The organism is Streptomyces monomycini, from assembly GCF_022271435.1.
In the GTDB taxonomy this organism is placed as follows: domain Bacteria; phylum Actinomycetota; class Actinomycetes; order Streptomycetales; family Streptomycetaceae; genus Streptomyces; species Streptomyces monomycini.
This window is the reverse complement of sequence record NZ_JAFIQY010000071.1, coordinates 1-22,406: the sequence shown is the minus strand read 5'-3', so window position 1 is coordinate 22,406 and position 22,406 is coordinate 1. Positions and strand designations below refer to the sequence as shown.

The window sequence follows — 22,406 nt, the reverse complement described above, 5'->3', positions numbered from 1 at the left end:
GCCCGCGCCCGCGCCCGCGCCCGCGCCCGCGCCCGCGCCCGCCCCCGCGCACGGCGTCACGGCCGCGGCCGTGACGCAGCTGTCCTGACGGGTGGAGCCCTGGGGCCTCGCGAAGCGCCGTCGGGGCGTACGGCGTGTGTCCGGATGTGTGGCCCTCCTGTCCGTACGGTCGTGGCGTCGGGAGCGTCGGCGGGTGAAGGTGGAAGCCGACCGAGACGAAGGAGGACGTCGTGCGCGAGGTGATCGCCGATGTGCGGATCCCGGACAGTGCTCTGGCGCGGGAGGCGACCGAGCTGGTGCGCGAGGCCGCGCCACCGCTGCTGTTCGACCACTCCCGCCGGGTGTTCCTGTTCGGGGCGCTGCGCGGACGGGAACAGAAACTGGAGTTCGATCCTGAACTGCTCTACGTGGGAGCGATGTTCCACGATCTCGGGCTGACCGACCGCTACCGCCGCACCGACCAGCGCTTCGAGATCGACGGTGCCGACGAGGCCCGCGCCTTCCTGCACCGGCACGGCATCACCGGCGAACCGGCCGACCGCGTCTGGACGGCGATCGCCCTGCACACCACGCCGGAGATCCCGCTGCACATGGCGCCCGAGGTGGCCCTGGTCACCCGGGGCGTGGAACTGGACGTCCTGGGCATCGGCTACGACGCCGTCTCCGACGAGCAACGCGCCGCCGTGGTCGCGGCGCACCCGCGGCCCGACTTCAAGAACCGCATCCTGGCCGCCTTCACCGACGGCATCAAGGACCGGCCCGACACCACCTTCGGGAACGTGAAGGCCGATGTCCTCGCCCGCTTCGTCCCCGGGTTCGAGCGTGGCGACTTCGTGGAGGTGATTCGGGGGTCCGACTGGCCGGAGTGAGGGGGTGGGTTGCGCAGGGGACGGGATGGGATGGGCCGGGATGGGACGGGGCGGGACGGGATGGGATGGGCCGGGATGGGACGGGGCGGGACGGGATGGGATGGGGCGGGATGGGATGGGGCGGGATGGGCCGGTGGGGGTGCGCAGAGGAGGGACGGCGCGCGTCGGCCGGGGTGCGGTGCGGGGACGGCGCAGCCGGTCGGGGTGCGGTGCGGGGCTGCGTGTCAGGTGGCGCGTGAGGTGGGCGATCCGCCTGGGTCGCTCCGGCCGTTCGAGCCGTTCGAGCCGTTCGAGCCGTTCGAGCCGTTCGGGCCATTCGGGCCGTTCGGGCCATTAGGGTCATTCGAGCCGTTCGGGCCGTACGGGCCGCTCGGGTCCTCCGCCGCTCCCGCCGGGCGGCTGGAGGCCCGTACCCGCAGGGACCAGTCGTGGTGACGGACGGTACGCGGCTCGGCGCGGCCGGCCAGGATGTCGCAGAGCAGGGCGGCGCAGGCCCGCCCGTACGCGTCCGGGCGCAGGTCGATCGCCGTCACGGGCGGCGCGCAGGCGCGCAGGGCCGGGCCGTCCACGCAGGAGGCGACGAGCAGGTCGCGCCCGGCCGTGCGGCCGAGTCCGGAGGCGGCCCGCAGGACTCCGGCGGCGGCACCGTCGGGCGCGCAGACCACCGCGTCGACGGCGGGTACGTCCGCGAGCAGATCCTCGGTGGCCTGCGCGGCCTCGTCGGGCGTGGCGGCGAACGGCACGGTCCGTACCGTGACGGGCAGCCCGTGCGTACGGCTCCAGGCGTCCGCCGTCTCGCGCAGCGCGGTGGCCCACGCGGACGTGCCGGCGGGCGCGAGCAGCGCCGGGCGGCGGGCGCCGGACTCGCGCACCTGGTCCAGCAGGGCGGTCAGCGAGGCGGCGTTGTCGCAGACCACGGCACCGGCGGGGGCGGCGCCCGTACCGAGGTACCGCTCACCCGTGACGACGGGTACGCCCGCGTCGAGCAGCCCGGGTACGTCGGTGTCGGTGGCCTCCGGGTCGATCACGAGCAGGCCGTCCACCCGGGAAGCGAGCCGCCCGGCGGCCTCGCCGCCCGGGGCCAGCAGCACCACGTCCAGGCCGTCCTCCTGGGCGCGGGCCACCGCCCCGAAGGCGAGGGTCATGTAGTAGTCCAGCCGGGTCGCGGTACGGGGCAGATGCAGGCCGATCGCCCCGGTGCTGGCCCGGCGCAGGCGTTGGGCGGCACTGTTGGGCCGGTAACCCAGCCGGTCGGCGGTGTCCCTGACCCGGCGGCGGGTGTCCTCGGCCACCCGGCCGGATCCCTGGAGCGCGTCGGAAACGGTGCTCTTGGAGACCCCGGCGGCCCGCGCCACATCGAGCAGGGTCACGGTGCGGCGGCTGGTCACGGGGCGCAAGTCTAGACGCAGGGGGAGCGGGCGGGCCGGGGCGCGATCGCGTCCGGTGGAACGATGGAACGGGGCCGTCGCGTCGTCACGCGGACGGTTCGTTGATACGGCCGCGGTGCGTCGATACGGCCGCGGTGCGTCGATTCGGCCGCGGTGCGTCGATACGACGGAGGCTCGGTGATACGGGGGCGTTGCGTCGGTACGGACGCGGATCGTCGAGACGCTTGCGCCGCGTCGTTACGGTAGCGGTTCGCCGACACGAACCCGTCGCGTCGCTACGGAGCCGCCTCGCCGATACGAGTCCGTCGCGTCGCTACGGTGCTGGTTCGCCGCTACGGGTACGTCGCGTCGTAACGCGAGCGGTTCGCCGATACGAGCCCGGTTCGCCGCTACGGAGCCGGCCCGTCGCTACGGCGTCGATCCGCCGCCACGAAGCTGACCCGTCGCTACGCAGCCGGCCCGTCGCTGCGGCCTCGACCGTCGCTACGGAGCCGGCCCGTCGCTACAGCCCCGACCCGTCGCTACGGGACCGCCCCCACAACGACCCTCTTGCCGGAACGTTCCGGCACTCGTACATTGCTGCGTGCCGGAACGTTCCGGCAAGCGGTTGCGCCTGCCTCTGCGGTCCGCCGCACCCGTCCACGCCCCCGCGACCTCCCGCGCCCCAGGAGCCCCCATGCGTGTCATCACGGCCCTCACCCCGCCCGCCTCGCCGGCCCGTACCCGGCCGGCCGACCGTGCCCCGCTGCGCGTCGCGCTCGTCCAGGAGCGCTGGCACCGCGATCCCGTCGAGCACCGTGCCGCCCTGGCGGAGGGCATCCGGCTGGCCGCGGCGGAAGGCGCGCGCGTCGTCTGCCTCCAGGAGCTGACGCTCTCGCCGTACTTCGCGGTGGTCCGCAAGGCCGATCACCCTGAGCCCGCCGAGCCGGAGGACCTGCGCACCGGGCCCACGGTGACCTTCGCCGCCGAGGCCGCCCGTGCCCACGGCGTGTACGTGCACGCCTCGCTGTACGAGCGGGCCGACCCCGAACCGGGCCCGGACGGCACGGTGACGCCCGACGGCCTCGGCTACAACACGGCCGTCCTGGTCGCCCCGGACGGCACCCTCGTGGCCCGTACGCGCAAGACCCACATCCCCGTCACCGAGGGCTACTACGAGCACCACTGGTTCCGCCCGGGCCCGGCCGGTGCCGACGCCTTCCCGACCCACGCCGTGGAGAACGCCGTCCTCGGCCTGCCCACCTGCTGGGACCAGTGGTTCCCCGAGCTGGCCCGCGCCTACTCGCTGGCCGGTGCCGACGTGCTGGTCTATCCGACGGCCATCGGCTCCGAGCCGGGCCACCCCGGCTTCGACACCCAGCCGCTGTGGCAGAAGGTGATCACCGGGAACGCCGTCGCCAACGGCACTTTCATGATCGTGCCGAACCGTATCGGCACTGAAGGTCCGCTGACGTTCTACGGCAGCTCTTTCCTCGTCGACCCGTACGGCCGCGTCCTGGCCCAGGCGCCCCGTGACGAGCCCGCCGTCCTGGTGGCCGACCTCGACCTGGACGCCCGCCGCGACTGGCTGGAGCTGTTCCCGTTCCTCACCACCCGCCGCCCGGACGCCTACGGTCCGCTGACGGCGACGGCGGCGGACTGAGCGGGGCGTGGGACGGCCGCCATACGGGACGGCCGAGATACGGGCCGGCCGAGATACGGGCCGGCCGCGCGACGTACTGACCGGCGCTTCCGCAAAGTCAGCCACCCACCCCCCCCAAAGTCAGCCGCCTCCCCCCACAAAGCCAGCCCCAGAGCCGGCCACCCGCTCCCCCCCAAGCCAGCCCCCCCCAAGCCAGCCCCCCAAGCCAGCAGGCGGGCGCCCCCACCCCGGAGCCGCCCGCCCGCATCACCTCTACCTCTCGCCTACTCCCCGAGCAGCCCCGCCAGCGCGCCCAGCGTCTGCGGCAGTTGGTCGGCCGCCAGGCCGCCGCCCTGGGCGAGTTCGGGGGAGCCGCCGCCCCGCCCGTTCAGCAGGCGCTTGACCAGGTCCGACGCCGAACCTCCGGCGTTCTTGCCGGCCTTGTTCAGCGCGACCACCAGGGCAGCCTTGCCGTCCGTGGCCGAACCGACGGCCACGGCGGCGGGCTGCCCCGCGGGCATCCGGTCCCGTACGGCCATGGCCAGCGCGCGGGCCGCGTCGGCGCCCCCGTCCGCGGTGGCGGTGACCACCAGGAAACCGGCGGCCTGTACGGCGGAACCGGCCAGCTCGGCAGCGCGCGCCACGGTGGCCTGCTGCCGCAGCCGCTGGTTCTCCCGGTCGCTGGCCTTCAGGCGCTCCAGCAGTCCGGCCACCCGGTCGGACAGTTCGGCGCGCGGGGCCTGGATCTGCTCGGCGATCTGGGTGACCAGGTCGCGCTCGCGGGCGAGGTAGCCGAAGCCCTCGATGCCGACGGAGGCCTCCAGGCGGCGCATGCCGGCGCCGACGGACGACTCCGCGGTCAGGGCGACGATCCCGACCTGCGAGGCGTGCGAGACGTGCGTACCGCCGCACAGCTCGCGCGACCAGGCGCCGCCGATCTCGACGACCCGCACCTTCTCGCCGTACGTCTCGTCGAAGAGCGCGAGGGCGCCCAGCTCCTTGGCCTCGGGGAGCGTCATCCACTTCACGCCCACCGGAAGGTCGCGGCGGAGCGCCCGGTTGGCGGCCTCCTCGACCTCGCTGCGGGCGGCGGCGGAGAGGCCGCCGCGCCACGGGAAGTCCAGGCGCAGGTAGCCGGGACGGTTGTACGAGCCGGACTGGAGGGCCGTCGGGCCGAGGATCTCGCGCAGCGCGGCGTGCAGGACGTGCGTACCGGAGTGGGCCTGGCGCGCGCCGAGCCGCCACTCGGGATCGACGGCCGCGTGCAGCGCGTCGCCGAGGGCGAGTTCGCCGGCGGTGATGCGTACCTGGTGGGCGACCAGGCCGGGCACCGGCCGCTGCACGTCCAGCACCTCGGCCTCGACGGAGGTGCCGGACAGCCGCCCGGCGTCGCTGTCCTGGCCGCCGGACTCGGCGTAGAAGGGGGTGCGGTCGAGGACGACGGTGACGATCTCGCCCTCGCGGGCCACCGGCACCGGGCCCTGGGCGCCCAGCAGGGCCAGCACCTTGGAGTCGGTCTCCAGGGTGTCCCAGGCGCGCCAGTCGGTGGGCCCGTGCTCGTCCAGGACCGTGCGCAGCGCCGAGGTGTCCACCGCGCCGCCGGACTTGCGGGCGCGGGCGTCGGCGCGGGCCCGTTCGCGCTGCTCGCGCATGAGCGCGGCGAAGCCCTCGCGGTCCACCTCGACGCCCTGCTCGGCGGCCATCTCCAGGGTGAGGTCGATGGGGAAGCCGTACGTGTCGTGCAGGAGGAACGCCTGCTTGCCGGGGAGCGAACGGCCGCCCTCCGACTTGACCTTGGTGACGGCGGTGTCCAGGACGGCGGTGCCCTGGCGCAGCGTCGCCCGGAAGGCGTCCTCCTCGCCGGCCGCCTGGCCCGCGATCCGCTCGTAGGCCTCGGCGACCTCCGGGTAGCTGGGCGCCATGCAGTCGCGGGCGACCGGCAGCAGCTCGGGCAGCGCGCGGTCCTCGTAGCCGAGCTGGCGCATCGAGCGGACGGCGCGGCGCAGGATGCGGCGCAGCACGTAGCCGCGGCCCTCGTTGCCGGGGGTGGTGCCGTCGGCGAGCAGCATCAGGGCCGTACGGACGTGGTCGGCGACCACGCGCAGCCGTACGTCGTTCTGCTCGTCGTCGCCGTAGCGGACCCCGGCGAGGGCGGCGGCGCGGTCCAGGACGGGGCGGGTCTCGTCGATCTCGTAGAGGTTGTCGACGCCCTGGAGGAGGGTGGCCATCCGCTCCAGGCCCATACCGGTGTCGATGTTCTGGCGGGGGAGTTCGCCGAGGATCGGGTAGCCGGTCTTGCCGGTGCCCTCGCCGCGCTCGTACTGCATGAAGACGAGGTTCCAGAACTCCATGTACCGGTCCTCGTCGACTTCCGGGCCACCCGCCCGGCCGAACTTGGGCCCCCGGTCGTAGTACAGCTCCGAGCAGGGCCCGCACGGTCCCGGCACGCCCATCGACCAGAAGTTGTCCTCGTCGCCGCGCGAGACGATGCGCTCCTCCGGAAGCCCGGAGATCTCGCGCCACAGGGTGCGTGCCTCGTCGTCGGAGTGGTGCACGGTGACCCAGATCTTCTCGGGGTCCAGGCCGTATCCGCCGTCGGCGACGGACTTGGTGGACAGCTCCCAGGCGAACCGGATGGCGTCTTCCTTGAAGTAGTCGCCGAGCGAGAAGTTGCCGTTCATCTGGAAGAACGAGCCGTGCCGGGTGGTCTTGCCGACCTCTTCGATGTCCAGCGTCCGCACGCACTTCTGCACGCTGGTCGCCCGCGGCCAGGGCGCTGCCACCTCACCGGTCAGGTACGGCTTGAAGGGCACCATGCCCGCGTTGACGAACAGCAGGGTCGGGTCCGGCGTCGGCAGCGGCGCGCTGGGGACGACGGTGTGGCCGCGCTCGGCGAAGAAGTCGAGGAAGCGGGCGCGGATCTCGGCGGTACGCAAAGGGGGCTCCGGGGCGGTCGGTGGCGGTGGCGGAAGGGGACGGTGGCGGTCGGCCGGCGGGCCGTCAGGCTGCGGTCGCCGCCGCGGCCCGTGCCGCCCTGGCGACCGGGTGCAGGGCCGCGTACTCCAGCGGCGCCGACGGGTCGATCGAGAGGTCCAGCGGAGCCGGTGCGGCGCCCGCCCGTACGAGGAGGTCGCCGACGGCGGCGATCATCGCGCCGTTGTCCGTGCACAGCCGCAGGGGCGGCACGCGCAGGGTGATGCCCGCCTTCTGGCAGCGTTCCTCGGCGAGGGACCGGACGCGCGAGTTGGCGGCGACGCCGCCCACCACCACCAGGGTGCCCACGCCGTGCTCCGTGCAGGCCGCGACGGCCTTGCGGGTCAGGACGTCGGCCACCGCCTCCTGGAGGGAGGCCGCGCCGTCCGCGACAGGCAGTTCGCCGTCGGCGTGCCGTTCGGCCCAGCGCGCGGCGGCCGTCTTGAGGCCGGAGAAGGAGAAGCCGTACGGGTCGTCACGCGGCCCGGTCAGCGGCCGCGGGAACGCGACGGCCTTCGGGTCGCCCTCGCGCGCGGCCCGGTCGATCGCGGGGCCGCCCGGGTACGGCAGGCCGAAGACCCGCGCGACCTTGTCGAAGCATTCCCCGGCGGCGTCGTCGAGGGTGTCGCCGAGGTGCACGATCGGGTCGCGCGCCAGGTCCCGTACGAGGAGGAGGGAGGTGTGCCCGCCGGAGACGATGAGCACCATGCAGGGATTCGGCAGCGGGCCGTGCTCCAGGGTGTCTGCGGCGACGTGCCCGGCGAGGTGGTGCACCCCGTACAGCGGCACGCCCAGCCCGTACGCCAGGCCCTTGGCACCGGCCAGACCGACCTGGAGGGCGCCCGACAGGCCGGGGCCGGTGGTCACGGCCACCGCGCCGATGTCGGCCATGGTCAGGCCCGCGTCGTCGAGCGCGCGGTGCACGACGGGGGTGAGGGAGTGCACATGGGCGCGGGCCGCGATCTCCGGCACGACGCCGCCGTAGCGCGCGTGCTCGTCCATGCTGGACGCCACCGCGTGCCCGAGCAGCTTGCCGTCGCGGACCAGGCCCGCCCCGGTCTCGTCGCAGGAGGACTCGATCCCCAGCACCACTGGAGAGCCTGGAGATGCCACCGCACCGCTCCTTCGTACCCGTTTCGTACCCGGCCTCGTCGCCGCCTTGCCGCACGTGAGGCGCTTTGCCGCACGCGAGCCGCCTTGCCGTACGAGAGGCGCCTCGCCGCACGCGAGCCGCCTTGTTGCAATCGATGTGCAACAACCCGTCTCCGACCAGGATACGGCGGCCCGCACCGGCCCGGGCGGGGGCCGCGGGCGGTCCGGGCGGGGCTGCGGACAGGCCGGTCGGGGGCCGCGGACGGTCCGGTGCCCTCGGGAGGGGCCGTGGGGTGGTCCGGTGCCCTCGGGAGGGGCCGTGGGGTGGTCCGGTGCCCCGGGAAGGGCCGCAGGACAGGCCGGTGCCGCCCAGGAGAAGCCGCGGGACCGCCCGCGCCGGCGGTCACGGCGCCCCAGGAGCCGCCGACCCGCCGAGTTCCCCCGTCACCCGCACGTTCCACCGGCCGTCCCGCCCGCTCAGCGCCGTCACGGTCAGCGGCGGTACGTCCACCCGCCAGAAGGACGAGGGCGGGGCCCCCAGAGCGCACACCACGGACGCACGTACGACGTCGGGCTCCACTACGGCCACGATCCGGCCGCCCTCCGCCGCGAGGCCCGCCAGCCAGTCCGCCACCCGGCCGAGCAACTGCGCCAGCGTCTCGCCGCCGTGCGGCGCGCTGTCCGCGTCGGACAGCCAGGCCGTGACTGCCGCGGGCTCGGCGGCCAGCACGTCCTCCAGGGCCAGCCCCCGCCAGCGGCCCATCGCCCGGCCCGCCGCGCCCGGAGCCGGCTCCGCCCGCAGGCCGAGCGCCTCGGCCGTCTCCCGGCAGCGCGCGGAAGGGGAGGTCAGGGCCCGGTCGGCGGGCAGTGCGGCGGCAGCGGGGCGGGCGGCGCGGGCGCGGCGCAGCCCGTCCGGTGTCAGGGATTCGCCGGCCGGGAAGCGCACCGCGCCCAGGGCGTCGTCGAAGGACGGTGAGACCAACATCACCCGAGTTGTCATGCGCACCTCTTTCGACGCGGAAATCTGATGGCGCACCAGGGCAACAGCGGGGCGCGCGACCACCGCCGTGCACCCGCACGCCCGCCCGCTGGGCCTTCTCCCCGCCGCCGCCACGCGGTACGTTCCCGATGATATTGACGATGACATGACGGAAGCCGGTGGAATTCCGGCGCGGTCGCGCCACTGTGAACCCGCACCGGCCCCGTACGGGGCCGACGGGCGAGCCAGACCCGTCCTGTCGTCACGACTCCCCGACCGGGACGCGAGTTCCCCCAGGAGGTTCCCGACATGGCCCATTCCGTCGCGCCGCCGGCCACCGGCCACGCCGCGCCCGCCCCCCTCCCCGTCCGGACGGTCCTGCCGTGGGCGGTCTTCGGCGGCGTCCTCATGCTCGTCCTGCTCTACTTCGTCGGCGCCGAACAGGGCGCCACCGCGCTGCTCTCCGGCACCGGCGTGCACGAGTGGGTCCACGACGGACGCCACCTGCTCGGCTTCCCCTGCCACTGACCGGGGGCCTTCGCACATGAACTCCGCCACCGTCAGATCGCTCCTGGTGCGCGGCATGCTGGCCGGCCTCGCCGCCGGCCTGCTCGCCCTGCTCGTCGCCTACCTGCTGGGCGAACCGCAGGTCGACGCCGCCATCGCCTTCGAGGACGCGCACGCCCACGAGCACGAGGCCGAGGTCGTCGGCCGCGCGGTGCAGTCCACCGCGGGCCTGGCCACCGGCGTCCTGGTGTACGGCGTCGCGCTGGGCGGGATCGCCGCCCTGGCCTACTGCTTCGCCCTCGGGCGCGTCGGCCGCTTCGGCCCTCGCGCCACCGCCCTGCTGCTCTCCGGGGCCGCCTTCGGCGCGGTCTGCCTCGTACCGTTCCTGAAGTACCCAGCCAACCCGCCGTCCGTCGGAGACCCCGGCTCCATCGGCACCCGCACCGCGCTGTACTTCCTCATGATCGCCCTCAGCGTGCTGCTGGCCGTCGCCGCCGTCCTCCTCGGCAAGCGTCTCGCACCCCGCCTGGGCGCCTGGTACGCGACGGTCGCCGCCCTGGCCGCCTTCGCCGCGGCCGTCGCCCTCGCCTACGCGTTCCTCCCGGCCGTCAACGAACTCCCCGCCGACTTCCCGGCCCTGCTGCTCTGGAAGTTCCGCCTCTCCGCACTCGGAGTCCAGCTCGTCCTGTGGACCGCCTTCGGCCTGCTCTTCGGCGAACTGGCCGAACGGGCCACCGGGGTACGGGCGGGCGCCGCTCCGCGAGGGGCGGACGGGGGCGCTGTGCCGTCGGCGCGCTGAGCCGGGTCGACACTGCGGTTCCGGAGCGCGGACATCCGCCGCGGTCCGGAACCGTCAGTGTCGTCAGGTGGTGTGCGTCAGAGTTGTCGGGGTTGTCAGGCGGTGTACGTCAGAGTCGTCAGGCGGTGTACGTCCGCTGCGTCCCGGAGGCGTACGTGTCGTCAGCCGGCGTACGCCCGGCCGGGGGCGCTGACACCGTCTCTCAGAGGGGGTCAGAGAGGGTCAGAGGGGGGCCAGAGGGGGCTCGGCGGGGCGGATCTCAGAGGGGGCGGGCCAGCAGCAGCGTCCACCACGGGCCGCGGTCGTCCGTGCCGCTGTTGATCCCCACCCCCGCGTGCCGGAACGCGCAGTCCGCCAGCACCACCTGGTGCTCCGGGCTGCGCGCCCACGCCTGCACCACCTCCGCGGCCCCCCGCTGGCCGCGCGCGATGTTCTCGCCCGCGCGGCGCCAGTCGTACCCGACGGCCGAGAGCCGGCTGCCGGGGCCGGAGCCGCCGCGTTCCCGGTGCGAGAGCGAGCCCTCGCGGGCCATGTGGTCGCTGTGCCGCTGGGCGGCCTTGGTGACCGTACGGTGCGTCCTCACGGGACGGCAGCCGGCCTTCGCGCGCTCCCGGTTGACCAGCCGGACGACGGCCGCCCTGGTCGCCGCGGCGTTACGGGGGGCGCGGGCGATGCCTGGGGCCCGCAGAGTCCGTGCGTCCGGGGCGACGTAGGGCGCCAGGGCCGGGTGGCCCAGCAGTGCCCCGTACGGCGACTGGGCCCCGTACGGCGACAGGACCTCATACGGTGACCGGGCCTCGTACGGCGACCGGGCCTCGTACGACGAAAGGGCGGTGGACGCGGCTTCCGGCAGCCCCGAGCGCCCGCCCGGAGGCCTCGCGACGGCGGACCCGCCCACCGTCAGGCCCGCCAGGGCCACCACCGCCACCACCGCCCGTACCGCGTACCGCGCCGTCCGCCGGTCCGCTCCGCGTCCCCGGCGCACGCGCGATCCCGCCGCCGCGCCCCGGCCCGCGGTCACGTCCGTCCTCCTGCCCGTACGCCGGTCCGTACTCCCGCGCTGACGTCCACCCGTACTCCCGCCCATTCGGCCCCAGTTCCTCGACAGTCATCGGCTGGGGCGACCGGTCGTCGCCCGGCCGGCGCCGTACCCGGCAGCCGACCCGGAGACAGTCTTGCCGTCCCCGCCCGCGCGTCTGTCGTCCGCGGCCGATACCCGACCCGTTCGGCTGTACGGGCCGGCCGCCGCGCTGACGTACGTCAGATCCATGCCCGCCCGAAACGGGTACCCGCCCGCCCATGACCACCAGCACGCCGACACCTGCCCCCGCCCCGACTCCGACCCCCACCTCCAATCCGACCCGCGGCTCCACTCCCGCCCCGACTCCGACCTCCGCCCCCTCTCTCACTCCCTCTCCCACTCCCACTCCCACTCCCGTCTCCGCCGTCCGCGGCCCCCTCGTCCGCTTCCGGGCCGACCCCTTCCGTACCGCCACCCCCGCGGAAGCCCTCGTCCACGACCCCGACGGGCTGCTGATCTGCGAGGCCGGCCGCATCACCGCCGCAGGCCCGTACGCGGCCCTCCGCGACCGGCTGCCGCCCGGCACCGCACCCGTCCACTACCCGGGCCACCTCATCACCGCCGGCTTCGTCGACGCCCACACGCACTACGTGCAGAAGGAGGCCGTCGCCCGCTTCGGGGCCCAGCTGCCCGACTGGCTCGACCACACCTACGTGACCGAGGAACGCTTCGCCGACGGCGCCCACGCCCGCCGCGTCGCCTCCTCCTTCTGCGACGAACTGCTGCGCAACGGCACCACCACCGCCCTGGCCTTCGCCTCCGTACACCCCGGCTCGGCCGACGCCCTGTTCGAAGAAGCCACCCGGCGCGACCTGCGCATCGCCGCCGGCAAGGTCCTGATGGACCGCAACGCCCCCGACAGCCTGCTCGACACCGCACAGCGCGCCTACGACGAAACCCTCGACCTGATCCAGCGCTGGCACGGCAAGGGCCGCAACCTCTACGCCGTCACCCCTCGCTTCGCCCCCACCAGCACCCCCGCTCAGCTCGAAGCCGCCCGCGCCCTACGCGCGGCCCATCCCGACACCCTCCTGCACACCCACATCTCGGAACACCGCGACGAGATCCCCTGGGTCCGCTCCCTCTTCCCCGACCGCGACGGCTACCTGGACGTCTACGACCACTACGGCCTGCTCGGCCCCCGCACCGTCCTCGCCCACGGCATCCACCTCACCCCCTCCGAACGCGACCACTGCGCCCGCACCGGCACGGCCGTGGCCCACTGCCCGTCCTCGAACCTCTTCCTCGGCAGCGGTCTCTTCCCCCTCCGCGAAGCCAAGGAAGGAGACCACCCACTCACCGTAGCCCTCGGCACTGACATCGGCGCCGGCACCAGCTTCTCCCTCCTCCAGACCATGCGCGACGCCCACCAGGTCGCCAAACTGCGCGACCACGCCCTCGACGCCGTCAAGGGGTTCTACCTCGCCACCCGCGGCGGCGCGGAGGCCCTGGGTCTGGCCGACACGATCGGCTCCCTGACACCGGGCCAGGAAGCCGACTTCACCGTGCTCGACCCGCGTGCCACACCCCTCCTGGCCGACCGCACCGCCCGCGCCGAAAGCATCGAGGACCTGCTCTTCGCCCTCAGCATCCTCGGCGACGACCGCACCGTACGGGCCACCTACACAGGGGGCCGGTTGGCGTACGAGCGGGACGCGGTGCAGGAGGTGCAGGAGGTGCAGGAGGTGCAGTGAGTGAAGTAGGCGGTGGGGTGCGTCTCCTCCCGGCGTGATTCCGCGTCACAGCTGAGGAACCTTCCGCGCGTCGCAGCTCTCCACGGAACGGAAGTACCGCCCCAGCCAGGCACGCCGCCGCTCGTCGTCCATCGACGCGAGGTGCCGCAGGGCCCGTTCACCGGCCTCGGCGGCGGCGACGGCCTCCTTGTCGCCTCCTTCCCGGGCGTTCCGCGCCCAGAAGGCCCGCCGGCGCTCGCTGAGGCCGTTCGACACCAGCCAGTCCCGTACGGCTTCGTCGACGCGCAGGAACGGGTCCGTACCGCCGCAGTCGCGGCCGCCCGCCAGCCCCGCCGCGGCCTCCCAGGCGAACCGTTCCGGGTCGGCCAGGCGCCCCCGTACGACACTCTGCCCCCGGAAGAGCTGCGGCAGCTGGGCCTCGTCGCGGTGCGTTTCGCGCGGCAGGTCCTCGAAGCGGACCGGGGCGTTCGGCACCCCGGCCAGCCGGCCCGTGACGCCGGACAGCGCCTGGGAAACCTGCGGCAGGAGGTCCGCCTCCAGGGCGTTGACGCACACCGCGGGAGACCCGCCGTCGCACACCTGGCGTCCGGCGGCCGGGTCCGGGCGCCACGCGCGGTCTCCTGCCTGGACGAGGACCACGGCGGCGCAGACCGCGACGGCCAGCGGAACCAGCGCCACCCACCGCCCGTGCGCCCGGCGCGCGGCGTACGCGACGACCGCCGCCACGGCGAGCCCACCCGTCCAGCCGGCCATCACCACCGGCTGCCACCAGACGGGCAGCGCTTCTCCGACGCCCCCGTTGACGGCCGGACTCAGGAAGCGGGCCGTCGAGTCCCGGTCCCGAGGGAGGGCCAGTGCCAGGTACGTGAGGCCGGCCATCGCGGCCGCCACAGGGCGCCACCGCACCAATCGCCCGACGACCATCGCCACGGCGACCGTCGCGGCCAGGAACACCGCGTCCGCCACCACCGGAAGTACGAGGAGCCGCCCGGCCGACACGTAGGGCGCCGACGCCAGCAGCGTCCCGGCCGCGGCGAGCACGTACCCGAGCACCACAGCGACGACGACCGGCAGCGCGGCGACCACGAACTGCGCGAGCGGGCTCCTGGCAGCGGAGAGCCGCAGATCGGCCGTACGGGAACGCCGTTCCCGGCCACCGTGCCAGCAGCCGATGGCGGCGGCGAGAGGGCCGCCGAGCAGGGTGGCCGCGGCGTGCAGTTCCAGCGACGTCTCACCCCAATTGCCCTGCCAGCGATCGGCCTTCGCCGCCAGTGCTGCCGCGAGGGAGAGGAAGACGACGAGCCCGGCCCAGGGGGCGATGCTGCCGCGCGCTTCGGCGCGGAGAGGGTGGGGGCAAAGGCGCCGGGCCGGAGCCTTGGGGCGGGCTTCGGCGGCCGGGGAGGGGGCGGTCATCGATGTGCTCCTGTGCGGGAGGCTGGGGGCGCGGTGACGGATGCGGCGGCGCGGTGATCACGGAGCACGGCCAGGTAGCCGCGCTCGACGGGGCCGCCGCTCAGCGCGCCCGCTACCGCTGCCGTGGTCACCGCCCTCCCCGCCTCCGCCTCCGCCTCCGTCTCTGCCTCCGCCGCGAGCGACTCCGGCGTACCCCGGTAGACCACCCGACCGCCTTCGAGGAGCGTGACCCCGGTGCACGCCACGGCCACGTCCTCCACCAGATGGGTGGAGACGAGCACCGTCGCCTCTTCCCCCAACTCCCTGACCAGCTCCCGGAAAGCGACCCGCTGCTCCGGGTCCAGCCCGGCGGTCGGCTCGTCGAGCAGCAGGACGTCCGGATCGTTGACGATGGCCTGCGCGAGGCCGGCCCGCCGCACCGTGCCGCCGGACAGCGTCTTCAGCTTCGCGTCGATCCGGTCGGTCAGCCCGACCCGCGCCACGGCCCGTTCGACCGCCGCTCCGGCCGCGTCGCCCGGCACCTGCTTCAGCCACGCCACGTACGCGACGAAGTCCCGCACGGTGAAACCCGGGTAGTACCCGAAGTCCTGCGGCAGGTAGCCGATCCGGCGCCGGGCGGCCGTCAACTCCGGGTGGACTGTGCATTCGTGGCCCAGCAGCGTGACGCGGCCGGCGGCAGGCCGGGAGACGGTGGCCAGTACCCGTATCAGCGAGGTCTTTCCGGCCCCGTTCGGGCCGAGCAGACCGTGCACTCCCGGGCCGAGATCGAGGTCGATCCCGTCGAGGGCGACCGTCCGACGGTGCCGGACGGTCAGCCCGGAGACGTGCACGGTGCCGGTCTTCGCGGTACCGGTCTTCGCGGTCATGGTGTCAGTGCTCTCGTGTGTCGCGTTCACAGGTTCTCCAGTCGGCCGCGGCGTACGAGGACGAGTGCCGCGCCCAGTAGGGCGGCCGCTGCCCAGGCGCTCTGCGCCGGACCTCCGGACAGGTACCGGGCCAGTTGCCCCGCGAGCGCCGCCACCGGGAACGTCCCGGCTCCGCCGCCGTCCCCGGGCTGCGCCGCGAGCACCGGCAGCAGGACGGCGGACGCCCAGCCCGCCGAGACGACTCCGGCGGCCGTACGGGACCCGACGTACGAGCCGAGCGCGAGCGCGCCCAGCGTCAGCGCCAGACCGGGCAGCAACCAGGCCGGGGCGGCCGGGAGGCCGGGCGCGTCCGGCAGGAGCGCGCTCACCGCCGTGAGCAGCGGCAGACTCACCCCGAGCACCGCTGCACTCCTGGTCAGGAGCAGTCGCAGCCCGCCGGACGGCGACGCGGCGCCGATCTCGTACATCGGGTCGGCGTGCGGCCCGTACGAGAACGCCACCCCGGCCACCGGCAGTACGGGCGCCAGCGCCAGCAGCAGCGGCCGCGTACCGGCGAAACCGGCCCCGTACCCGAGTACGACGGCTCCGACGCACACCACCAAGAGCGCGATCAGCCAGGAACCGCGCAGAGCGGGCCCGGCGGCCCAGAGGACCCTGGCGAGGTGCTGGGGGAGCGGGGTAGTGGGGCGCTGAGGGGCTGCCCCCTCCAGGACATCGGCCAGCAACGCTCCCCGTACCTCTTCCAGCGCTGCCTCCCGTACCCCTCCCAGTACCGCCTCCCGTACCCCTCCCAATACCGCCCCCCGTACCTCTTCCAGCACCGCCCCGGCGGGCGCTGTGGCACGGACCGCGACCGACACCGTGGCCGCACACCGGGAGCAGCCCTCCACATGCATCTCCAGCGACCACGCCTCGGGCTCCGACAGCGTCCCCTCGGCGTACCGCGCCCCCACCGCGACATCCACATGCCAGGCAGCGCGCGCGGGAGCGAACACCCCTGGCCCCTCCGAACCTTCGAACCTCTCGCCCGTCATGCGAGCCCTCCCAACGGAACGTCGCTGCCGTGCAGCTGGGCCAGCGCGGCGCGCAGTTCGCGCCGGGCGCGCATGGCGCGGGTCTTGACCGTGCCCTCCGGTATGCCGAGCAGGTGCGCGGTCTCGCGGGTGGTCAGGCCGTCGACGACCGTGGCGCGCAGTACGTCGCGCAGCTCGGGCGAGATTCGGCACAGGGCGGTGCCCACGTCCCCGTACTCCAGCCCGGCCAAGGCGCGTTCCTCGGCGGAGGGGGCGGGGGCCGGCGGCTCCTGCCCGACGCGCTCGGCGCGCGCGTGCGCCCGCTGCGCGTCCACCAGGCGGCGCGCGGCGATCACCCACAGCCAGCCGCCGGACGTACTGCCGTGGTGCGGCCGGCGGTACGACCCCGCCGAGCGCCACACCGTGACGAAGGTGTCCTGAAGCACCTCGCGCACGGTCTCCGGGTCCGCGCAGCGCCGCGTCAGTCGCGCGTGCAGCCAGCCTGCGTGCCGGTCGTAGTACGCGGCCAGTGCGCCCTGGTCACCATGCGCGACGGCACGCAGCAGCACGGCGTCGTCAGTATCGTCGCCGCAACCGTCACCGCTGCTGCCGACGTCGGTGCTGCCGCTGCCGCTGCCGCTGCCGCTGCCGCTGCCGCTGCCGCTGCCGCTGCCGCTGCTGCTGCCGCCGCCCGCGCTGCCGCCGCTGCCGTCTCGGTCTGCCCCCAGGGGGCGGAACAGTCTCACGCTCCTTCTATCGCGGCGGCGGCCCCGATCGGTTCACGACCGCGCGAATCCCCGGTCCCTCCGCCGCCCCCCCGGCAGGCCTCTCCCCCTACCCGTTCACTCCTTCCCGGCCGCAGCCCACCCCTTCAGCGCGTCCCGGTTCTCGAACTGTGCGACGTTCTTGTCCAGCGGCCGGTCGGTGTGCTGGTGGAAGAGCCATTTCCCCTTGATCCGCGGCTTTCCGGGGCTGACGTAGTCGGCGATCCACAGCCCGTCCGCGGCGTACGACGAGGTGTCGTGCCCCTTCCAGAAGGACACGTTGGTGTACAGCAGTACGCGATGCCCCGGAGCCAATTTCTTCACCTCCCGCAGGAACTGGTCCTTCTGCGCCCCGCTCGCGTGCGTGCCGGAACTCGTCGTTTCCCAGTCGGCGGCGAGCACGTCGCCCTTTTCCGCCCCGCATTTCTCGACGAAGTACCGGGCCTGGGCGGCGATGTTCCCGGGCCACAGGAAGTGGTAGAAGCCGACCACACACCCCGCTTTCCGGGCCTTGGCGGCTTGATCAGCCCGGTGCGGACTGGCGTAGGAACGCCCCTCGGTCGCCTTGATGAAGACGAAGTCCAGGCCGGACGCGTCGTAAGAGGACTGGTGAGCGGAGATGTCGACGCCGTGCAGCATGAGATGCCTCTCGGTGGTGGGAAGAGTGAAGGGAAGTAATCCGAAAACGTGCGAGGGCCCCGGAAGACAACGTCGCCGCACAGTGAGAACGCAGGACGTCGCGCGCCAGCAGGTCATCGAGCCGCCAGGACACCGGGGTGCCTGACCCAACCCCAAGGCATCACAGAACGCCGAACCCGAACGCCCCCAGCCCCGCTCTCACTCCCGACCCCGCTCCTCCTCCACGCCCTCTTCAGCATGCCTCCCCCATACATTCCCCATATTCCCCGCGCGTCACCCCCAACGGCCCCGAGCCACCGTGGCACTGACGTGCGCCCCCACCCGCACTTCACCCCTCACCTTTCACCCTTCACCCCGCCCTTCGGGCAGGCCGAGCAGCTCTCGCATCGACTCCGCGGCCCGTACGGCCGCGTCCGCGCAGCAGTTGTTGAACAACACGTGCACCAGGTCGGCCCGCTCCGCCATCCCCCGTACGCGCGGCCCCCATTCCGCCAACTCCGGCTCCGTATACGCATACCGGAACCGTTCCTCCTTGCTCCCGGTTCCCCACGCGGAATTACGCCCGTGAAAGCGCACCACCGCCAGCCGGTCGTCCGTGACAGGAGTGACCGGCGGTATCGAGACCGGCAGCGTCTGCACCATGTCCACCGCGACGGTGGCCATGCCGAATTCCTTCAGCATGGCCGCCGTGGACGCCTGCCGCTTTCCGTCCCGCCACCACTCCGGATGCCGGAACTCCACCGCGACCGGCCATCCTTCGGTCCGCTCCCGGCACCGCCTGAGAAACGCTTCCGCCCGGGCGCCCGGCGCGAACCACGGCGGAAACTGGAACAGCAACGTACCGAGCCGCCCCGCCTTCCGCAGCGGTTCGACCGCTCCGCTGAACCGCCGCCACACCTCGTCCAGCAGCCCGCCGTCCTCCGCGTCGGCACCCTCCCGGCGCCGTACGAAAGCGGACCGCAGATCCACGGGCAACGCGGCCGGCCGCGTCGGATGCCCGGTGAGCAAAGAAAACGCCTTCACATCAAACCGGAAACCCTCCGGTGTCCGCTCGGCCCACAGCCGGCTGTTGCGTTCACTCGGCAACGCGTAATACGTCGCATCGACCTCCACCACCGGAAACCGCCCGGCGTAATGCCGCAACCGCCCCTCCGGGTCCCGCCGCCCCGCCGGATACCACCCGCTCGACACCAACGCGCGATCCGTCCACGAACACGTCCCGACCAAGATCTCACCCATGCCCCCCGGCTACCCCGTCCCGCCGCCCTCACCGGAGCGTCAACACGACGAGGCCTTCCGCCCGGCTCCGACTCTTATGATCACGCCATGACCGTCACCTACGCATGGCGGGGCGACTTCGACAACGCGGCCGTCAACGCGCTGCACGCCGAAGGATTCGACCACCCGCCCCTGGAGATCGACTGGCTGTCCCAGCTGCGTCGGCACAGCCTCGGCTGGGTCTGCGCCTGGGAGGACGGCCGGCTCGTCGGCTTCGTCAACGTGGCATGGGACGGCGGCGTCCACGCGTTCATCCTGGACACGGTCGTGGACCGGCGGTGCCGTGGGGCCGGGATCGGTAAGGCACTCGTAGCCATGGCCGCGCGGGAGGCCCGCGCCGCACAGTGCGAGTGGCTGCACGTCGATTTCGACGACGATCTGGAGCGCTTCTACTTCGACGCCTGCGGCTTCACACCGACGGAGGCAGGGCTGATCCGGCTGTGAGACGCCCAGCTTCGAGGCACCCAGCCACGATGCCACGAAGCAGCCGCAGTTCTGAGCAGTGATGGTCCTGAACCGGATGCGACGCGATCTAGGCAGGCATGATCCCGTGAATCCGGGAGAGGGTGAACACGCGCTCGGCGTCCCGCAAGTGACACCAGGCTTCGAGAAAGGGCGGGTTGAGTACGAGGCCGCTGAGGGTGCGTACGGTGCGGATTCCGGAGGCGGCGACGTAGTCGATCGTGATGGCCGTACCGGTGTTCAGGGCATGGGCGAGCTGGCGGACATCGCTGTACGACAGCAGTTTCGCGCACCCGTCAACAATCTCTGCGGTGTCGGACTCGTAAACGATGCCGCTGCCGAACGGGTCGGGGAGCGGAGCTTCGGCCGGAGCGTCCAGCAGCCGGCCGGCCAGGGCACTCGGCTCCACAGCGGTCGGAGCCCCCGCCGCACGGACGCCCGAGCTACGGACGACCCCCGAGCCGTCGCCTCCGCGCGGAGCTGGGACCGAACCCGGAACCGTAGCCGGGACAGGACCCGGGGCCGAACCCGGAACCGAACCCGGGGCCGTAGCCGGGACCGAACCCGGAACCGTAGCCGGAACCGGAGTCGAAACCGGCCCCGGAGCCCGCCGAGCCCGGACCTTCCCCACCCGTACCGTTCCATCGGCCGTCTCGGCGACGGCGGCGTAGCCCTCGGCCCGGAGCGCGGCCAGGGCCGGTTCGAGCGCGCTGCGGCTGAGGAGCACCGTCGGGGCGAGGAGCCGGAGACCGAGCCCGCGCAGCGCGCGGTGGGCGGCGAGTTCGGCCAGGAGGGCGGGGTCCGCGCCATGGATGACGCAGGCGGCGGGAGCGATGCGTACGCGGCCGTGCGTTCGCGCGGTGTCGGCGAGGAGAAAAGCCAGAGGCTGGGGCAGGTCTCTGGGGGCCACGGCGGTGAGGTCGGCGGTGATGGTTTCCGGGGTGTGGCCGGCGTCCAGGGCACGTCGGACACTGGCGGGGGTGAAGCGCCACACCGAGGCCGTACCGCTGGTCTCCCGGTCGGCGACGTCATCCAGGAGAGCGGCGAGCTGTGCCGTCGGGATGCCGGTGACGACGGCGGTGAGGTCGGCGCCGATCCGGGCCGTCGATGCCGCTTCTGGCAGCAGCCGGCGGCATGCGGCGGCCAGCCCGTCCGCATCATCGGCCAGCAGCGCGGCACCGACGCGCGACAGGGCGCCACGGGCGAGGACACCGAGCAGCTCGGCCTCCCGAACCACCTCGAAGTACGGGAATCCGCCATGCAGTGTCGGGCCGGCCAGCGGGCGGTACCAGGCCACGAGCTGTCCCAGGCCCGTGGCCTCCTCCGCTCCCTGCCCTGCCGGAATCCGTGCCGCAGCGGCGAGCAGCCCGTGCCGGGCCTGCAGACTGCCGTTGCAGGGCGGCGCTCCGGCGAGTGCGGGGAGCGCCTTATCGATCTCGTCGCGCGCGAGGGAAGGGGTGAGTGCCAGGCTCCACCATGTTCGGCTCAGCTCGGCGAACTGTTCCGAGGGCTCCTGCTCCGCCCAGGCGTCGTACGCCTCGGTGGGTGCGACGTGGTCGCCGTCGTGCCCGAGCAGCCCGGCCGCGTACGCGGTCTCCAGGACGATCCGCACCACGTCGTCAGGGGCCTGGCTCCCCTTTCTGACCCGGGCCAGCTCACGCGCGCCGACCCCGCCGGACTTCAAACGAGCCGGCGGAGACGCCGAGCACACCGACAGGACGGTGGCGGCCTGGGCCGCGAACGCCGTGGCCGCGGCAGCCGCCTCCCGCTCCACCTCCGCCTCGGTCACGGAGATCAACTGCACGGAGGGCGGTACGGGGTCGAAAGGGGCGCTCCAGCCGGGCCCACGCAACGCGAGCGCCACTTCGAGGGGCATGTGGGCCGCGCTGTAGCGGTACAGGTCCTGGACGAGAAGTCCGCGGTCCAGCGCCCACCGCGCGCCCGGTTCACAGTCAGGATGCGGAGCCCCGTACCCGATGAAACCTGGCTCGTGCGGAGCGGACGAATCAGTTCGGGCTCGGCCCTCAAGCACGTCGCGAGCATCCGCAGGGGCGTCCGCGATCACCGAGGCGATCAGAACCGGATCGCTGTGGTGTTCCGTCAGAGCGGCCAGCCGCTGGCGCTTAGTGTTGGGCGGCCTGACGCCCAACGCCGCCAACATGCTGCGTAGCTCATCGGAGGACGTATCCGTTAACAGCTCCTCCAGCGGCGCCTCCAGCCCCAGTGGAGAGTCCCACGCCTCCCGGAACGCCTCGACCATACAAAGCATCCCGGCCCCACTCCCGCCCCCGCCCCTGCCCCCGCTACCAATCGGCCAGACAAGCGCGTACTCCGACAGCTCCTCCAGCATCGCGTCCAGCGCGCGGCCCGTACCGGGGTCTGCCACACCCAGCAGCCCCGCCAGGGCATCCCGCGACGCACAACCCCCCAGGGCCGCCAACCCTTCGGCCGCCTGCAAGCACGGCAATGTGAGCCGCGGCAGGACGAGCGCCACCGACCCTGGCCGTTGCAGGCGGTCCGCCAACTCCCCGGCAGACAGCGGCTCCGGAGGAGCCATCGCGTCCTCGCGCGCCGCGAGCACGCGCGCCAAGCGCGGCCCGTCGAGACCGTGCAGCCACGCCGTCAGCGTCGACCCGGACACCATGAGAAACACCCCGCCCCGTCAAAGAAGCGCGCCGATGCCTGACCCCGGCGTCACTCCACCCGGCCCCAGAGTGCCGCACCCCGGGTTCCGCAGGGGGTGAGATGCCCGAACGATCCCACCAACGGGTACCGGAACGCGTCGAAGACCCCACCGCGAACGGCAGGGACCTTCGACGCAGTACCCGACGAGGCACTGGCCGGGGGTGCCTCTATGTTCTTCGTCAAGCGAGTCGAGGGTTCCTCGGCTCGTAGAAGGTGCCGTCGCGGAGCATGGCGAACAGGACGCTGATGCGGTGGCGGGCCAGGCGGAGGAGGGCCTGGGTGT

Annotated in this window: 17 protein-coding genes, 1 pseudogene and 1 riboswitch; of the genes and pseudogenes, 6 read left to right on the top strand and 12 right to left on the bottom strand. The window is 73.6% G+C overall.

What is annotated here, in order from left to right:
- The first annotated feature begins 230 nt into the window (after positions 1–230).
- Positions 231–869 carry an HD domain-containing protein gene (locus tag JXZ78_RS39310; protein ID WP_030018055.1) on the top strand — a complete coding sequence of 213 codons (639 nt, stop codon included), beginning with the start codon at positions 231–233 and terminating at the stop codon, positions 867–869.
- 386 nt (positions 870–1,255) lie between these two features.
- Here JXZ78_RS39310 and JXZ78_RS39305 read toward each other — a convergent pair.
- Positions 1,256–2,257 (bottom strand): annotated as a pseudogene (locus tag JXZ78_RS39305) (LacI family DNA-binding transcriptional regulator); the annotation flags it as partial.
- A gap of 676 nt (positions 2,258–2,933) precedes the next feature.
- On the opposite strand from JXZ78_RS39305, the gene JXZ78_RS39300 reads away from it, so the two are divergent.
- The gene (locus tag JXZ78_RS39300; RefSeq protein ID WP_030018053.1) at positions 2,934–3,899 is read left to right on the top strand and encodes a carbon-nitrogen hydrolase; all 966 of its coding nucleotides are present in this window, start codon (positions 2,934–2,936) and stop codon (positions 3,897–3,899) included.
- A 263-nt stretch (positions 3,900–4,162) separates the two neighbouring features.
- Here JXZ78_RS39300 and alaS read toward each other — a convergent pair whose 3' ends face one another.
- The 3 genes from alaS to JXZ78_RS39285 all read right to left on the bottom strand — a co-directional run bounded on the left by alaS (position 4,163) and on the right by JXZ78_RS39285 (position 8,943).
- On the bottom strand, positions 4,163–6,814 hold the full coding sequence (alaS, locus tag JXZ78_RS39295) for an alanine--tRNA ligase (RefSeq protein ID WP_238783701.1): 2,652 nt from the start codon (positions 6,812–6,814) through the stop codon (positions 4,163–4,165).
- A gap of 64 nt (positions 6,815–6,878) precedes the next feature.
- Positions 6,879–7,964 (bottom strand): tRNA (adenosine(37)-N6)-threonylcarbamoyltransferase complex transferase subunit TsaD, encoded by a 1,086-nt coding sequence (gene tsaD, locus JXZ78_RS39290; RefSeq protein WP_033040171.1) that lies wholly within the window; start codon positions 7,962–7,964, stop codon positions 6,879–6,881.
- A gap of 382 nt (positions 7,965–8,346) precedes the next feature.
- Entirely contained in the window at positions 8,347–8,943 is a 597-nt protein-coding gene (locus JXZ78_RS39285) for a histidine phosphatase family protein (protein ID WP_030024717.1), read from the bottom strand.
- Between the two features lie 148 nt (positions 8,944–9,091).
- A riboswitch (cobalamin riboswitch) is annotated at positions 9,092–9,177 on the top strand.
- A 54-nt stretch (positions 9,178–9,231) separates the two neighbouring features.
- On the opposite strand from JXZ78_RS39285, the gene JXZ78_RS39280 reads away from it, so the two are divergent.
- A complete protein-coding gene (locus JXZ78_RS39280) occupies positions 9,232–9,450 on the top strand; it encodes a CbtB domain-containing protein (RefSeq protein ID WP_030024719.1) in 219 nt (72 codons plus the stop codon).
- A gap of 16 nt (positions 9,451–9,466) precedes the next feature.
- Positions 9,467–10,228 carry a CbtA family protein gene (locus JXZ78_RS39275; protein ID WP_030024720.1) on the top strand — a complete coding sequence of 254 codons (762 nt, stop codon included), beginning with the start codon at positions 9,467–9,469 and terminating at the stop codon, positions 10,226–10,228.
- A gap of 259 nt (positions 10,229–10,487) precedes the next feature.
- On the opposite strand, the gene JXZ78_RS39270 is transcribed toward JXZ78_RS39275, so the two are convergent.
- The gene (locus JXZ78_RS39270) at positions 10,488–11,249 is read right to left on the bottom strand and encodes a CAP domain-containing protein (RefSeq protein WP_030024721.1); all 762 of its coding nucleotides are present in this window, start codon (positions 11,247–11,249) and stop codon (positions 10,488–10,490) included.
- A 278-nt stretch (positions 11,250–11,527) separates the two neighbouring features.
- Between JXZ78_RS39270 and guaD the strand changes: the two genes are divergently transcribed.
- Positions 11,528–13,003 (top strand): guanine deaminase, encoded by a 1,476-nt coding sequence (gene guaD, locus JXZ78_RS39265; protein ID WP_078624704.1) that lies wholly within the window; start codon positions 11,528–11,530, stop codon positions 13,001–13,003.
- A 45-nt stretch (positions 13,004–13,048) separates the two neighbouring features.
- Here guaD and JXZ78_RS39260 read toward each other — a convergent pair whose 3' ends face one another.
- From JXZ78_RS39260 to JXZ78_RS39235, 6 genes are all read right to left on the bottom strand, one after another.
- Positions 13,049–14,416, bottom strand: a complete 1,368-nt coding sequence (locus JXZ78_RS39260; protein ID WP_238783700.1) for a hypothetical protein — start codon at positions 14,414–14,416, stop codon at positions 13,049–13,051.
- Positions 14,413–15,282, bottom strand: coding sequence for an ABC transporter ATP-binding protein (locus JXZ78_RS39255; protein ID WP_050503052.1), 870 nt, complete (start codon positions 15,280–15,282; stop codon positions 14,413–14,415). Before JXZ78_RS39255 ends, JXZ78_RS39260 begins: the two co-directional genes overlap by 4 nt.
- 26 nt (positions 15,283–15,308) lie before the next feature.
- Positions 15,309–16,277 (bottom strand): zf-HC2 domain-containing protein, encoded by a 969-nt coding sequence (locus tag JXZ78_RS39250; protein WP_050503051.1) that lies wholly within the window; start codon positions 16,275–16,277, stop codon positions 15,309–15,311.
- A 35-nt stretch (positions 16,278–16,312) separates the two neighbouring features.
- On the bottom strand, positions 16,313–16,864 hold the full coding sequence (locus JXZ78_RS39245; protein ID WP_033040179.1) for an RNA polymerase sigma factor: 552 nt from the start codon (positions 16,862–16,864) through the stop codon (positions 16,313–16,315).
- A gap of 273 nt (positions 16,865–17,137) precedes the next feature.
- On the bottom strand, positions 17,138–17,698 hold the full coding sequence (locus JXZ78_RS39240; RefSeq protein ID WP_030024728.1) for a glycoside hydrolase family 25 protein: 561 nt from the start codon (positions 17,696–17,698) through the stop codon (positions 17,138–17,140).
- Between the two features lie 342 nt (positions 17,699–18,040).
- Complete coding sequence (locus tag JXZ78_RS39235) at positions 18,041–18,937, bottom strand: DUF72 domain-containing protein (protein WP_030024730.1); 897 nt, start codon at positions 18,935–18,937, stop codon at positions 18,041–18,043.
- Between the two features lie 87 nt (positions 18,938–19,024).
- Between JXZ78_RS39235 and JXZ78_RS39230 the strand changes: the two genes are divergently transcribed.
- Positions 19,025–19,420 (top strand): GNAT family N-acetyltransferase, encoded by a 396-nt coding sequence (locus tag JXZ78_RS39230; protein ID WP_030024732.1) that lies wholly within the window; start codon positions 19,025–19,027, stop codon positions 19,418–19,420.
- Positions 19,421–19,508: 88 nt separating this feature from the next.
- Here JXZ78_RS39230 and JXZ78_RS39225 read toward each other — a convergent pair whose 3' ends face one another.
- Positions 19,509–22,082, bottom strand: coding sequence for a helicase-associated domain-containing protein (locus tag JXZ78_RS39225; protein ID WP_238783699.1), 2,574 nt, complete (start codon positions 22,080–22,082; stop codon positions 19,509–19,511).
- Positions 22,083–22,406: the final 324 nt, after the last annotated feature.

Coding starts and splice junctions, on each gene's coding strand:
- JXZ78_RS39300 (WP_030018053.1), top strand. CDS start 2,934: ATGCGTGTCATCACGGCCCTCACCCCGCCCGCCTCGCCGGCCCGTACC.
- JXZ78_RS39285 (WP_030024717.1), bottom strand. CDS start 8,943: ATGACAACTCGGGTGATGTTGGTCTCACCGTCCTTCGACGACGCCCTG.
- JXZ78_RS39280 (WP_030024719.1), top strand. CDS start 9,232: ATGGCCCATTCCGTCGCGCCGCCGGCCACCGGCCACGCCGCGCCCGCC.
- JXZ78_RS39275 (WP_030024720.1), top strand. CDS start 9,467: ATGAACTCCGCCACCGTCAGATCGCTCCTGGTGCGCGGCATGCTGGCC.
- guaD (WP_078624704.1), top strand. CDS start 11,528: ATGACCACCAGCACGCCGACACCTGCCCCCGCCCCGACTCCGACCCCC.
- JXZ78_RS39260 (WP_238783700.1), bottom strand. CDS start 14,416: ATGACCGCCCCCTCCCCGGCCGCCGAAGCCCGCCCCAAGGCTCCGGCC.
- JXZ78_RS39255 (WP_050503052.1), bottom strand. CDS start 15,282: ATGACCGCGAAGACCGGTACCGCGAAGACCGGCACCGTGCACGTCTCC.
- JXZ78_RS39240 (WP_030024728.1), bottom strand. CDS start 17,698: ATGCTGCACGGCGTCGACATCTCCGCTCACCAGTCCTCTTACGACGCG.
- JXZ78_RS39235 (WP_030024730.1), bottom strand. CDS start 18,937: ATGGGTGAGATCTTGGTCGGGACGTGTTCGTGGACGGATCGCGCGTTG.
- JXZ78_RS39230 (WP_030024732.1), top strand. CDS start 19,025: ATGACCGTCACCTACGCATGGCGGGGCGACTTCGACAACGCGGCCGTC.
- JXZ78_RS39225 (WP_238783699.1), bottom strand. CDS start 22,082: ATGGTGTCCGGGTCGACGCTGACGGCGTGGCTGCACGGTCTCGACGGG.